The following is a 13,882-nucleotide window of genomic DNA, read 5'->3' as shown; positions in this document are numbered from 1 at the left end:
CAAAGCAGGCACCCATGGAGACACAAGTGTCCTCAACGACGACACATGAAGAAGGCAGGTTCGCGCTCGGCGTGCTCGTCTGTTCCCGCGACGGGACCCGCGAGGCAGCGCTCGGCGCCTGCACCGAGCCGGCCATCGCCGACGCGGCGTTCGCTGCATGCGCCCGCGCAGGCACGCCGGGTTCGCAACGCAGGCTGTTTCCCGTCGACGCAGCCAACCGGCGATTCATCGGCCTGTGCCTGCAAGACCGCGACCGCCAGCTGATCGTCCTGCATCACGCCGACACGCAGGCCGTGCTGCTCGACTTCCTGGGCACGGTGCCGTTCGCCGGCGCGATCCTCGATTACTTCCTGAACGACCCGTACCAGGCCATCACCGTGGTCGACAAGGCGGGACGCGTGCGTTTCATCAGTCCCGTCCACGAGAAATTCCTGGGCCTAGACCCCGGCAGCGGCATCGGCCGCCCGGCGGCCGAGGTCATTCCCAATTCGCGGCTGCCGCAGGTGGTGGCCAGCGGGAAGGCCGAGATCGGGCAGCTGCAGCAGCTTGACGGCGCCACGCGCGTGGTCAACCGCATGCCGATCCGCCAGGATGGCGAGGTGGTAGGCGCCATCGGGCAGGTCATGTTCAAGGGGCCAGAGGCGCTGGTCCGCATGCACAAGGAGCTGGTTGAATTGCGCTCCGAGGTGGCGCGCTACCAGCGCGAGGTCGATGGTCTTCGCCACGGCTTGCACGAACGGCAAGCGACCTTCGGCCTGATCGGCGAAAGCGCGCCGATGCAGCGTCTGCGCCGGGAAATCCAGACCGTGGCTCGTCTCGACGTGCCGGTGCTGATCCTGGGCGAAAGCGGCACCGGCAAGGAACTGGTGGCCCGCGCCATCCACGGCGCCGGGGCCGAGCCGGCCAGCGCGCGACCACTGGTCAGCCTGAACCTCGCTGCCCTGCCCGCCACGCTGATCGAATCCGAACTGTTCGGCCATGCGCCCGGCGCCTTCACCGGCAGCCAGCGCCAGGGACAGGCGGGCAAGCTAGAGCTGGCGGCGGGCGGCACGGTCTTTCTCGACGAGGTTGCCGACATTCCGATGGAGATGCAGGTCAAGCTGTTGCGCGTGCTCGAAGACCACATGGTCGAACGCCTGGGCAGCCGCCGCGCGCAGCGGGTCGACTTCCGGCTGGTTTCGGCCACCAACCGCGACATTCCAGAACTGATCGACGCCGGGCGTTTCCGTCTCGACCTGTACTACCGGCTCAGCGGCGTGGTGCTGCGCATCCCCGCGCTGCGCCAGCGGCGCGAGGACATTCCGGCATTGCTCCAGCATTTCGTTGACGCCTTCTGCACGCGCAACGCCATGCCGGCGCCAGGCATCGACCACGAAGTGGCGCGTTATCTCGCGGGCCAGCCATGGCCCGGCAACGTGCGCCAGCTGCGCCAGCGCATCGAGGAGGCCCTGGTCTTTTGCGATGGCCGGACGCTGCGCGTGGCGGATTTCGCGCGCGGCGAGTCGGCGCGCGGGCTATCGGGACGGCAAAGCCTGCCCGCTGTGCATGCGCCCGAAGAAGCGTATCCATACGAGACAGCCGCGACGGACGACCTGCCATCGCCCACTCCCGCACATCGCGTACCTGCGGGGCCCGACGCGGGCATGCGGGAGCTGGCCTATGCCGCGGTGGTGGACGCAGTCGCTCGCCATGGCGGCAACAAGAAACGCGCAGCCGAGCAACTGCGGATCTCCCGCTCGCACCTGTACAAGATCCTGGAGCGCGGACCGCATGCGTCGCGATCGAAATAGGGGCGCCGCCCGGCTGAGGCTGCCGCCGCGCCGGCTATGCTGAACTGGCCGAAGGCCGGTTGATCCTTCCGTTCGCGCCCGACCACCATCTCCCCCATCCGCGCCGCCCTCCTGCCGGGTGCTACCATTCGCGGCATGCTGCCCCAATCGGCGGCCTGCCTCGCCCGTCGCCGCGGCGCTCGCATAGTGCGATGCCACCGAATACCCCATGGAACTGCGTCAACTCCGCTATTTCGCCAAGGTTTGCGAACTCGGCAGCTTCGGCAAGGCAGCGCTCGAGCTGGAGCTCGCCACCTCCGCACTCAGCCAGCAGATCAGCCGGCTCGAGCGAGAACTGTCCACGCGCCTGCTGCAGCGCCAGTCCACGGGCGTGGTGCCGACCGATGCCGGACTTGCCTTCCTGCGGCAGGCCCAGCTGACGCTGCGCCACGCCGACGATGCGGTTCGGGCCGCGCAGCAAGCGCGGCTGTCCGGGCATGTCAGCATCGGCCTGGCTTCGACCACCGCCGCGGTGCTGGGCGTGCCCTTTCTGCGCGCCATGGCTGCGCGCTATCCCGACGTGCGGGTCCACGTGGTCGAGGCGTTATCGGGGCATCTGAGCGAGATGCTCAATGCGCGGCGGCTGGACCTGGCCATCGTGTTCCGCACCGAGACCGCGCGCCGCTGGAGCGTGACGCCGCTGCTCGACGAGAAGCTCTATGTGCTGGGGGCGTCAGGCTTGCCAGGCTTGCCGAAGAGCCAGCGCGCCCGGCTCGCCCAACTGGCGGAGCTGCCGCTGATCCTGCCGAGCGCTACCCACGGCCTGCGCGCCCTGCTCGATGCGGCCTTTGCGCGGGTGCGCGTGACGCCAAACGTGGTGGCGGAGATCGACGGCCTGTCGCTGCTGATGGATGCGGTGCGCGCCGGCTTTGGCGCCACCATCCAGCCGGGCGCGGCGCTCGCGCGCCTCAATGATCCGACGCTGGTCCGCGCGCCGGTGGCCGACGCCCAGGTCGGGCGGCACAACCTGCTGGCCAGCCTTTCCGACGATGAGCTGTCGCCTGCGGCGCTGGCGGCGCGGGTCGTGCTGGCCGATACCGCGCGCAGCCTGGTTCGCGACGGCGCGTGGTTCGGCGCGACGCTGCACAAGGATTGAGACCGGGATTGAGACCGGCACGGCGGCGCTGCCGCCCGGCCTGATCGTCGGCCTCAATCGACCGTGATCTTCCGCTCCCTGACGATCGCGCTCCACTTCGCGCTCTCCTTCTTCATGAACGCGAGCAGTTCGGGCCGCGTGGTCGGCTGCGGCGTCAGGCCATGCTTGTTCAGGGCATCCTTCACCCCGGCATCGTTCAGCACCTTGACGATCTCCTGGTTCCAGCGATCCAGGACGGGGGCCGGCGTCTTGCCCGGGGCCACGAAGGCATACCAGTTCAGCGCCTCGAAACCGGGGTAGCCGGATTCCGCCACGGTAGGCACGTTGGGCAGGTACGCCGGCCGCACCGGACCGGTGGTGGCGAGCGGCACCAGCTTGCCGGCCTCGACCTGAGGCATTGCGGTCGGCGGTGCCGCAAAGTACGACGTCACACGCTGGCCAAGCAGATCCTGCAGTGCCGGCGCACCACCCTTGTAAGGGATATGGACCATCTCGATGCCGGCACGCTGGTTGAACAGTTCGCCGGCAAGGTGGGAGGCGGAGCCGGCACCGGTCGACGCGTAGTCCACGGCCCCCGGCTTCTTCTTCGCCAGCGCGACCAGCTCGGCCAGGTTGTTCACGCCGGCGCCCTTGTGCACCACCAGCATATTGGGAAAATTCACGCCGCCCGAGACCGGGGCCAGGTCCTTGAACGGATCGTAGGGCAGCTTCATCAGATGTGGCGCGATGGTCAGCGGCCCGATCGCCGAACAGCAGCATGCTGCCGTCCGCCGGACCGCGCGCCACCAGTTGGTGGGCAATATTGCCGCCGGCACCGCCGCGATTGTCGACCACGACCGGCTGACCGAGGTTGTCCGCCAGTTTTTTTGCGATCAGCCGCGCGGCCGCATCGGCTGCGCCGCCGGCGGCGAAGCCCACCGCCAGCGTGACCGGCTTGCCGCCGGCGATGGGTTGCGCTTGCGCAAGGCCCGGTGAAAGAGAAAAACAGAGCGCGGCCAGCATGGTTGCGCGCAGCATCAGTCGACGGTCCATCGAATCGGTCTCCGTATTGTCGTTCTGTAAAGGGTTGTTCGGGAAAGGCGTGGGGATTGGCCGGGCCTCGGCCGGTCAGTCCGCGCCGAGTCCGACCGGGTTAGGTCGGCGTTTCTCGACCGCGTGGCGCAGCAGCGCGGCACCGCGGAACACACCGTGCGCAAACTTGCCGTAGGGCATGGTGGCGAACAGCGCCATCACCGCGCCCAGGTGCAGGCATAAGAGCATCGCCATTGCCGGCGAGCCGCGGCCCAGCCACAGCGCCAGGCCGCTGGTGGCAGTCAGGAACAGCAAGGCGATGAAGCCCAGGTCCATTGGCCGCTGGCCATGCGCCAGGTGCAGGCGGTGGCGTTGCAGGTTGAGCCAGCCGAGCCCCGCGGTGCCGATCGCGAGACTGACGCCGCCGACGGCACCGAGCACCTTGGGCAGGCTCGGCAGTTCGTAGGGCGCTTGCCAGCCGAAGGCATAGTGATAGATCGTCGCCACGGCGGTGGCGGCAAAGCACAGCGCGAAGCCATAGAACGTCAGGTGATGGAAACGCCGGCGTGACAGCGTGAAGGCGTCGTCGGCATTGTTGCAGCCGGCACCGTGACCGCCGTCGAGGTATTTCAGCCGCAGCACGGCGGCCCCCGCCTCTGCCGCCGCCGGTGCGCTCACTGGCGCGCCGCTCGTCGCCGGGGTGACTTCGCGCCAGAACCTGCGCACGCCCATCGCCAGCGCAAGCACGACGAAGCCGAACACCGGTGCAAACATCGACACCAGCAGGTTGTGCGGGAACAGCGCGTAGAAATTGCCGCTGGCAGGTCCGCCCCACAAGGTACCGTTGAGCGCCACGGCGAGCAGCAGGAACAGGGTCAGCGCGAGCGCCAGGGCCAGCGACACGGTCAGGCCATTGCGCCGGTACAGCTTGCCCAGCACTGGCGGCCAGGCATAGTCCTGGTAGGTCTGGCCACGGACCTCCGCCATCGCCACCGGGATATTGACGGCGAACTCGTGCGGCGGCGCGTACTGGCACGCATGCAGGCATGCGCCGCAGTTGTGGCACAGGTTGGCCATATAGTGCACGTCGGCGCGGCCGAACTCGAGCCGGCGCGTCATCGCGGGGAACACCGCGCAGAAGCCTTCGCAATAGCGGCAGGCATTGCAGATCTGCAGGATGCGCGCGGCCTCGCCCTCGGCGGCTGTCAGCGGCAATACGGGGTGGATCGGAATCACGCGCCGGTCAGTGCCGCCCACGCCTTGCGCGTCGGCATGAGCTTGATCGACCAGTTCAGCCAGCGAAGGCATCGGACTGCTCCATATCGAAATCGGGATGTTGGAAGCCGCAGGCGCGCGCGGCGCCCACGCCGGCGATGCGGCCGAACGCCGTGCCGATCGCCATGCCGACGCCGGCGGTATAGCCCTTGCCCAGCACGTTGCCAGCCATCATCTCGCCGGCGACGAACAGGTTCGGGCTCGGCCTGCCATCAAAGTGGACCTGCGCGCTCTCGTTGACCTTGAGGCCCAGGTAAGTGAAGGTCACGCCGGGACGCAGCGCGTAGCCGATGTAGGGCGGCGTGTCGAGCGGACGCGCCCAGTGCGTCTTGGCCGGGGCGATGCCCGCGGTGGCGCAGTCGTCCAGCACCGTGTGGTCGAAGGTGCCAGGCCGGCAGGCGGCGTTGAAGGCTTCGACGGTCCGCACGAAGCTGGCTTCCGGCACGCCGAGCTTGCGCGCCAGTTCGCCGAGCGTATTGGCGCTCGTGCCCGGGAACACCGGCGGCATGAAGCGGCCGATGGCCTTCTGGTCGATGATCGAGTAGCCGATCTGGCCCGGCTGCTGCGCAACCAGCCGTCCCCAGATGGCGTAGCGCTTGGGCCAGAAGTCCTCGCCCTCGTCGTAGAAGCGCTCGGCGTCGCGATTGACGACCACGCCGAGCGAGACACAATCAATCCGCGTGCAGATGCCGCCGTCATAGAGCGGAGCGCGCGCGTCGATCGCCACCATATGCGCCTGGGTCGGATCGCCGATCGCATCGGCGCCGGCGTCGATCATATGGCGCAGCAGCACGCCCTGGTTGAAGCGCGTGCCCCGGATCAGGAAATTGTCCGACGGCCACTCGCCGCGTTCGTTCTGGCCCCAGGCTTCGCGCAGCCAGTCCCGGTTCGACTCGAAGCCGCCGGCGGCCAGCACGCAGGACCTGGCCTCGATGCGCTCGCCGGCAGCGGTCACGGCCGCGACGAAACGGTCGCCGTCGCGCTCGATGGCAACCACCGGAGTGTCGTAGCGGATTTCGACACCAAGTGCCCCCGCACTGCGGAAATAGGCGTTGACCAGCGCCTTGCCGCCGCCCATGAAGAAGGCATTGGTGCGCGCCACATGCAGCGCCCCCGACAACGGCGGCTGGAAATGCACGCCGTGCCGGCGCATCCATCCCCGGCAACGCGACGAGGCGCGGATCGTCATGCGCGCCAGCTGCTCGTTGGTGATGCCACCCGTCACCTTCAGCAGGTCTTGCCAGTACTCCTCTTCCGGGTAGGCGTCGACCAGCACATCCTGCGGCGCATCATGCATGCAGCGCAGGTTGCGGGTGTGCTGCGAATTGCCGCCGCGCCATGCGCGCGGCGAGCCCTCCAGCAACAGCACCGAAGCACCCGCCTCGCGCGCCATCAACGCGGCGCACAGCGCGGCATTGCCGCCGCCGATCACCAGCACATCTTTCATGGGGGAATCTCCTTGTGGGCTCGACTGTAAGCAGGGCCCGATGGAGACGAAAGATGGTGGTGGTTAAGGCGTGTTCAGTTTTTGTGAAGGGTCGGGGGCGCAAATACCAACAGCGGGGACGGCCCAAACCGTACCCCGCTGCCCTCTTCCCCCCAAGACCTCCTCAGGGCTTGACCGCGATCGCCCCGATCTCCACGGCAACGTCGCGCGGCAGGCGCGCGACCTGCACCGTTGCCCGTGCCGGCGCGACGCCGGTGAAGTAGGTCCCGTAGACCTCGTTCATCTTGCCGAAGTCGTTCAGGTCCTTCATGTAGACGGTGGTGGAGACGACGTCGGCCATGGTCATGCCGTCGGCCGCGAGTACCGCCTTCAGGTTGTCGAGCACCAGCCGGGTCTGGGCTTCGATGGGCGCATCCTTGAGCAATTCGCCGGTCTTCGGGTGGATCGGGATCTGGCCGGCAAGATACAGCACGTTGCCGGCGCGGATGGCCTGGGAGTACGGGCCAATGGCCTTGGGGGCGTCGGTCGACGAGACCGCGCGCAGCGTGCCGCCGTGCTGGGCGCAGGCCGAGAGCGATGCCGCGCCGCACAGCGCCGCGGCCATCAGAGCGATAGATCGTTTCATGGGCTTGACTCTTGTCGTGTATTGAGACGGGACCGGTTACGCCATGGCGCCGGACAAGGTCCACATCGAATCGACCAGCCGGTCGATGTCGTTGGCGTCGTGCCACAGGTGCGTGGAGATGCGGATGCCGTAGTGCTGGGCCGGCGCGCCGATGACCTCGAAGTTCACCGAGCGGATCACGAAACCCGGGGCAAAGTCGCTCAGCATGCGGTTGACGAACATCGTGGCCTTTTGCTGGTTCATGACATCGTCGCGATTGCGGAACGGGTTGAAGCAGGTCAGCGCGGACAGCAGCTTCGGATCGTCCTTGGGCGAGTACAGCGACTCGACGCCCCAGCGTTCGACGATCTTCTCCTTCAGGTACGACGACAGCGTCAGGTCGTAGGTCTCGATCTTCTTCCTGCCGATGGTGTCCCACATCTCGCAGGCGCGCGCCAGTGCGCGGAACATCGGCACGTGCAGGCTGCCGCAGGACGTCACCGTGGCGGCGATGTCATAGGCGCCGCGCGGCTGCCTGACGTAGGAGCTGGTATGGATCGGATACCACTCCGGCAGCGGCAGCGGATTGGACGGGCGCATCTTGTTGCGGATCACCAGGATGCCGGTGGAACCCGGGCCGCACTGCCACTTGTGGCCGGCGCCGGACATGAAGTCCATGCCCAGCGCGCCGTAGTCGTACGCCATCATGCCAGGCAGGTGGGCGCCGTCGACGATGCTGATGAGGCTGTGGGCCTTTACCACCTGCATCAGGTCGGCGATCGGCAGCATGGTGCCGGTCTTGTAGGTGGGCGACGACCACATCATCGCGCGCACCCGCTTGCCCTGCCCCTTGAGCGCGCGGATGCGCTCGTCGAACAGCTGGACATAGGTGCTTGCGGTCTGGTTGTTGCCGACCGGCAGCGCAATGGTCGAGACCTCGATGCCGTAGCGGTCCACCGCGATATTGAGCGGGGTCAGGCCGCCGCCGTGTTCGTGGTTGGTCGTGACCACCACGTCGCCAGGTTCCCATTTGATGCCAAGGATTGCATGGCACATGCCCGACGAGGTATTGCCGGAAAATGCCACTTCATCGCCGTCGACGCCGAAGCCCTTGGCTACGGCCGCGCGCAGGTCGGCCAGGTTGCCGTAGCCGCTCGATGAATCCGCGGCCTTGGCCAGGTTCTCCTGGCCGAACACATCGAGCACCACCTTGGGCATCGAGCCTCCGGTGCCGATGTTCATGTAGACCTTCTCGGGCTTGAGCACGAACATGCCCTGCACCTCGGTCCAGAAGGCTTCGTCCTGCGCCAGCTGCGAACGCAGGTCGGACGATGCCGCCGAGGCGTCGTCCGAGCAGGCGCTGATCAGCGGCGCCAACGCCAGCGAGCCGGCCCCGTAGGCCAGCATGCGTAAAAAATCGCGCCGCTTTGGCGTCCAGGTCGCCATGTCTTCCGGATGCGGTGGCGTTGCGACAGCCGCTCTCTGCGTTTGCTTCAGCTCGTCCATGGTGCTCTCCCGTTGTGTCCGACGTTCGGCGCATCGGCCGGCCAGCGTGCCCGCATGCCTGGCGCCTGTTCTGGAAAAAAGTCTACGCAAACAACCGCGGCAACAGCAGCACGACTTTCCCCTACGCAGTAATACAGAGAGCCCGTTTTGCGCGGCGATGATGGTGCGCACCACCGCCCTGCCGCGGTGCAGGCGCACCAGGCATGAACACATCGCACGGGTGAAGGGCAGTCAGCAGTCGGCGGCCAGTGCGGCGTCGGCCAGCTGGATCGTGTGCAGGTCGGAGAAGTGGACCGCGTACTTCACCAGCTCGGCGCGGCCACCAACCTGCAGCTTGCGGCGCAGGTGCAGCCGGTGCGTTTCGACGGTGCGCACCGAGGTGCCGAGCCGCTCGGCGATCTCCTTGTTGGAGCGGCCCTCGGCCAGCAGCTTCAGCACCGTGGCTTCCTTCGGCGTCAGCGCGCGGCGCGACGACGGTGGTGGCTCGTCGGTGTGCAGGAAGGCCTGCAGTTCGGCGTTGAGATAAGTGCCGCCGGCCGCGACGGTGCGGATCGCGGTCACCAGTTCCTGCGCGGGCGCTTCCTTGAGGACGTAGGCGGCGACGCCCAGCGCAAAGGCGCGCCGCACGTATTCGGGGTCCTTGTGCATCGACAGCGCGATCACGCGCACCGACGGAAAGCGTTCGGCAAAGCGCGTGGCCAGCTGCAGGCCGTTGGCATCGGGCATGTGGATGTCCGACACCACCAGGTCCGGGTCGTGCTGACCAGCCAGGACGATGGCCTCCTCCACGCTTGCTGCCTGGCCCACCACCGTCATTTCCCCGGTGGCCTCCAGGCGCAGCCGGACGCCGTCGAGCACAAACGGATGGTCATCGACCAGCAGCACACGAAGGTTGGGGGTCATGCGGCAGGCCTCCTGGCGGGGGAATGATGGCCCAGGCGTCGTGCGGGCCGGGTTGTGGTCCTGATCCTGGTCTGTGTCTCGGGCGCTGGCGCCGGCAGGCGCAGGCGGGCCTCGACGCGCGTGCCGCCGGGGCCGGTGTGCACGGCGAAGTCGCTGCCTTCCAGGCTTTCGATGCGCTCGCGCATATTGCGCAGGCCGATGCCGCCCTTGCCGTCGGCGCGGACCTTGTTCAGGTCGAAGCCATCGCCGTTGTCCTCGATCGTCAGCGCGACGTGATGGCCGCTGCCGGCCAGCGTGACCTGGACCCGGCCCGCCTGCGCATGCGTAAGGGCGTTGTTCAAGGCCTCCTGCGCGACCCGGAACAGCGCGGTTCGCTGGGCCTGCGACAGCGCGGGGATGGCCCCTTGCTCGATGAAGCGCACCTCCACGGCACGCTGCGGGTGCAGCTGCTCGACCAGCATGCGCAGCGCGGCGGCCAGCCCCAGGTCGCTCAGCAAGGCCGGATGCAGCCCGTGCGAGACCCGCCGGATCTCGACCAGCGCTTCCTGCAGGCGGCCCAGGCCCTGTGCCAGCAGTGCCTGCGGCGCGTGGCGGTGCGATGGCGGGTGGTCCTTGTCCGGGGCGGTGCCCGGGCCCTGTTCCAGATGCACCTGCGCGGTCTCGAGCAGGTACTTGGATGACACCAGCACCTGCACCACGCCATCATGCAGTTCGCGCGCGACGCGGGCGCGCTCCTCTTCCTGCGAGCTCACCACGCGCCGCGCCAGGCGCCGCAGCTTCTCGCCGGAGATGCGTGAATTGCGCAGGTTCCAGGCCAGTCCGGCCAGGCTGATCAGCATGACCGAGCCGATCGCGAAGGCCGTCAGCCGAATCTGCGTATCGCGCAGCGTGCGGGCGGCGTTGGCATCGAACGCGGCCAGTTCACGCTCGATGTCGTCCATGTAGAGGCCGGCGCCAATGACCCAGCCCCATTTGTCGGCGGTCCTCACATACGACATCTTGGGTGCCTCGGTACGCGAGGACGGCTTGATCCAGTTGTACCGGACAATGCCGCCGCCGGCTTGCGCCTGTTTGATCAGCATCCTGGCCTGGTCGCTGCCGGTATCGGCCGGGTCGCAGAAATCGACACCGTCGATGCCCATGCTGCCCGGGTTCAGCAGCACGTTGCCGAGGCGATCGTAGACAAAGAAGTAGCCGTCATTGCCGAAATGCATGCGCGACAGCGCGGCGAGCGCCTGTTGCTGCAGCGCGGCCTCCTCGCCGCTGCCCTGGGCGATGCGTGTCAGGGTCGCGTGCCCGAGTTCGACGTAGTGGCGCAGCTCCTTTTCCTTGCTGGCCACGTACACGGCCTGGACCTGTTTGCGGTCCTGGCGGGAATGGCTGACCATCTGGTACGAGACCATCCAGGTCACCAGCAGAAACACCACCAGCATGAAGGCCGCCGACAAGGCGACCGTTCTCATGCGGATCGTCATGCTCTGCACGCGCGGGGGCAGTTGGATCATCGCGGGGGCCCAGGGGAGCCGGTCATACTCGGGTTGGCGGGCCGACTGCAAGCCCGCCGACGAAAACACCGAGGCGGCGTTGGCGAGAATGCCGACGCCGCCACGACAAATCGATTCCTCCCAGTTCGATTTATCGAAACCGTCCTGTGCGCGCGTTTTGGTCCGGTGTTTTGGTCCCGCGCTTTGCCAGCCGGTTTCTCGACCCCTGATGCAGCCGGCGAACCAATGGCTCAACCGATATGCATGAGGAAACCTATGTCGTTTTGTGGCAAAAAGCAAGCAGCGTGCCGGAACCGGCAACGCATTATGCAAGCGCGCCGGAACGTCGATTGGGGCGATTACCGATAACAATGCAGACATGAGCCCACAAGCGCGCCAACTCTGCTCAGCGAAGGCGTCAAACACTACTGTCATTCCCGCGCAGGCGGGAATCCAGCGTCGTTGAAAGTCACTGGGTTCCCGCCTGCGCGGGAACGACAGTGGCTAACTGAACTGCATTAGCTCCCGATGTGCGCGCCTGACGCACCAGAAATATGCGCTGCCGTACTAAGCGGCGCCCAAAAAGCTGCCAAAGTCCAACCTGGCGAATCTTTGCGCCCCACGATTTTCTTTTGCGCCGCATAAAGACTGATGCCTGGGAAACGCTTGCCATCGCACCACACCGCCATGCGTCGGGCCGTCAAACTGACGCTGGCTTCCTGCGTCGTCATGCTGGCGCTGGCCGGCTGCGAACGCGATGCCGAGCGCCGCGCCGCGGCGCCGGTGCCGTCTGGTACCGCATCGGTGGTGGTGGCCGCCAAGCCAGTGCCCGCGCAAGTGCCTGCGGAGCGCCCGCTGCCCGCAGCGACCGTGCCGGCAGCACCGCCGCGGCCATGGTTCGAAGACGTCGTCGATGCCGAAGGCAAGCTGGTGCGGGAAGCCTATCTGGCGATTGCGTCCGACTACAGCAGCGACGAGGCCATCGCCTATCGCTACGGCCCGGCCAATACCAAACCGGTGGCGGGGGCGCCAACGCACTGGCAACCGGGCGACAAAACCTTCTATCCGCACGGCAATCCCTGCTACCAAAAGGAGTTTCCCAAGTCCGAGCCGGATCACAACCTGAAGGTCATCTATCAGCTGGGCGAGCTGGATTGCTCCCGCAACGATTACGGCAGCAATATGGGGGATGTCATTTATCGCGCGGATGCGGCATCGGACCCCGGCGTTACCTCGCTGCTGACACTGGCGCTGAGTGCCGGGACGGTTGCCGAGAAACCGCAGTTGCCGTGGGTTTACGGGCATGTCGCGACCGATCCCCAGTTGAACAACCATATCGCGGCCAATGGCGGCGAATTGCCCAGGCGCCCGATTGCCATGGGGCGCTGCAGCGAACACGATTGCGCGCAGGCTTTGATCGCGTTCCAGAATGGCCTGATTGCCTCCGTGGGCAGCAATACCGCCTCGCACTCCGCGGCCGTGAAGTTGCCTGCCGGCAAGGTGCCCACGGCGATTGCGATCACGACCAATTCGGAATTCGCGCTGGTGACGGTCTGGGATACCGTCAGCTTCAAGGGCCAGCTGGCGGTGCTGGCGCTGGGCAGCCTGGCCGATGGCAGCAAGGTGGGCGGGCCCTATGATCCCAGCGCGGGCTCGTGGCCAGGCCTTTACCCCGGCCTGCGCAACATCTCCAACTTTGTCTTTATCAAGCTGCTGGGCTTTATCGACCTGCCCGGGATGGTAGCGCCGACCGATGTGTCGGCCGTGACGGATTTTGCCGTGATGCAGGACAACAGCACGCAGGGCTGGCTGATCGACCCGGTCGGCCGCCGCGGCGCCAGCCTGACCAAGACCGAGGTGAACCCCGCCACCAGCAGCGTGAACCAGAGGAGCTTCACGCGTGCCGGCATCAACGGCAGGCTGGTATCGCGGGCAGGCGTGGCGGCGGTGATTTCGAAGTCCGAGAAGAAGGTGATTTTCCTGAACCTCAAGCCGCTGTTCGACAAGGTCAACCGCGCGTACTTCGAAGGCAGCCATGCCGCACTGCAATCGACGCTGGCCAACACCGGGCTTGGCGATGCCCAGTGGCCGCCGGTATTTGCCGTCGACAACTATGCACCGACCATCGTCAAGTCGGTGCGCCTGCCGCAGAAGCCCACGGCGGTCCGGATCTCGATCCTGCCGGTCCCCGGCCGCGCCTGGGTGGCGACGGAGGAAGGCAAGATCCGCGCGTTCTCCGTGGCCGGGCTGCAGTCCGGCCGCAATCCCGATCCCGGGCGGATCGAGGAGATGCTGAGCGTGCAGGTCGGCAAGAACCCCACCAGCATGAAGCACCATGTCAACGTGGGACTTGGCAATTCCAACACCAGGCTGTGGGTGGTCTCGCGTGGCGCGCAGAAGATCCAGCTGGTCGACATGGTCGGCCTGACCGTGGAGAAGACGCTGCAGGATTCGCGCATTGTCGATCCCATCACGGTGGACGAGACCCAGCAGAACCCGCTGCTGACCAGCGTGATCACCATTGCGGATTACACCGGCAGGCAGGTGATGAACTACCGCTACGCGCCGATTGCCCTGCAAGGCGGGAATACGCCGCTGCATATCGGCGTCGGCAAGTCGGGCAATGCGCCGTTCGAGTTCGGCGGCGCCTATGACGTGCCCGGCAAGCCCTTCGATTTCACCCAGAGCAATGTGCCGTGAGCCCCCTGCCCCAGCTCGCGATCGCGC

The 13,882-nt window shown here is 66.9% G+C and carries 9 protein-coding genes and 1 pseudogene; 3 read left to right on the top strand and 7 right to left on the bottom strand.

All coding sequences use genetic code 11. From position 1 onward, the window contains the following. Window positions 1–14 precede the first annotated feature (14 nt). Window positions 15–1,790, top strand: coding sequence for a sigma-54 interaction domain-containing protein (locus tag ACEI37_RS00650; RefSeq protein ID WP_373376845.1), 1,776 nt, complete (start codon window positions 15–17; stop codon window positions 1,788–1,790). 208 nt (window positions 1,791–1,998) lie between these two features. Then, complete coding sequence (locus ACEI37_RS00645) at window positions 1,999–2,925, top strand: LysR family transcriptional regulator (protein WP_373376844.1); 927 nt, start codon at window positions 1,999–2,001, stop codon at window positions 2,923–2,925. A gap of 53 nt (window positions 2,926–2,978) precedes the next feature. Here ACEI37_RS00645 and ACEI37_RS00640 read toward each other — a convergent pair. From ACEI37_RS00640 to ACEI37_RS00610, 7 genes and pseudogenes are all read right to left on the bottom strand, one after another. After that, window positions 2,979–3,957 (bottom strand): annotated as a pseudogene (locus tag ACEI37_RS00640) (Bug family tripartite tricarboxylate transporter substrate binding protein). A 75-nt stretch (window positions 3,958–4,032) separates the two neighbouring features. Next, window positions 4,033–5,244: a tricarballylate utilization 4Fe-4S protein TcuB gene (gene tcuB, locus ACEI37_RS00635; protein ID WP_373376843.1), complete on the bottom strand. Its 1,212-nt coding sequence runs from the start codon at window positions 5,242–5,244 to the stop codon at window positions 4,033–4,035. Beyond that, window positions 5,228–6,658, bottom strand: coding sequence for an FAD-dependent tricarballylate dehydrogenase TcuA (gene tcuA, locus ACEI37_RS00630; protein ID WP_373376842.1), 1,431 nt, complete (start codon window positions 6,656–6,658; stop codon window positions 5,228–5,230). Before tcuA ends, tcuB begins: the two co-directional genes overlap by 17 nt. Before the next feature lie 163 nt (window positions 6,659–6,821). After that, the gene (locus ACEI37_RS00625) at window positions 6,822–7,262 is read right to left on the bottom strand and encodes a RidA family protein (protein WP_373377691.1); all 441 of its coding nucleotides are present in this window, start codon (window positions 7,260–7,262) and stop codon (window positions 6,822–6,824) included. Between the two features lie 57 nt (window positions 7,263–7,319). Beyond that, a complete protein-coding gene (locus ACEI37_RS00620; protein WP_373376841.1) occupies window positions 7,320–8,768 on the bottom strand; it encodes an aminotransferase class V-fold PLP-dependent enzyme in 1,449 nt (482 codons plus the stop codon). A gap of 231 nt (window positions 8,769–8,999) precedes the next feature. Continuing rightward, a complete protein-coding gene (locus ACEI37_RS00615) occupies window positions 9,000–9,671 on the bottom strand; it encodes a response regulator (protein ID WP_373376840.1) in 672 nt (223 codons plus the stop codon). Continuing rightward, window positions 9,668–11,146 carry a cache domain-containing protein gene (locus ACEI37_RS00610; protein ID WP_373377690.1) on the bottom strand — a complete coding sequence of 493 codons (1,479 nt, stop codon included), beginning with the start codon at window positions 11,144–11,146 and terminating at the stop codon, window positions 9,668–9,670. Before ACEI37_RS00610 ends, ACEI37_RS00615 begins: the two co-directional genes overlap by 4 nt. Before the next feature lie 696 nt (window positions 11,147–11,842). Here ACEI37_RS00610 and ACEI37_RS00605 point away from each other — a divergent pair. Next, entirely contained in the window at window positions 11,843–13,855 is a 2,013-nt protein-coding gene (locus tag ACEI37_RS00605; protein WP_373376839.1) for a hypothetical protein, read from the top strand. Window positions 13,856–13,882: the final 27 nt, after the last annotated feature.

It is taken from the genome of Cupriavidus nantongensis, assembly GCF_041726985.1.
Classification (GTDB): domain Bacteria; phylum Pseudomonadota; class Gammaproteobacteria; order Burkholderiales; family Burkholderiaceae; genus Cupriavidus; species Cupriavidus nantongensis_A.
Note: the sequence above shows the minus strand (reverse complement) of the source record. Positions and strands in the feature narration are given on the sequence as shown.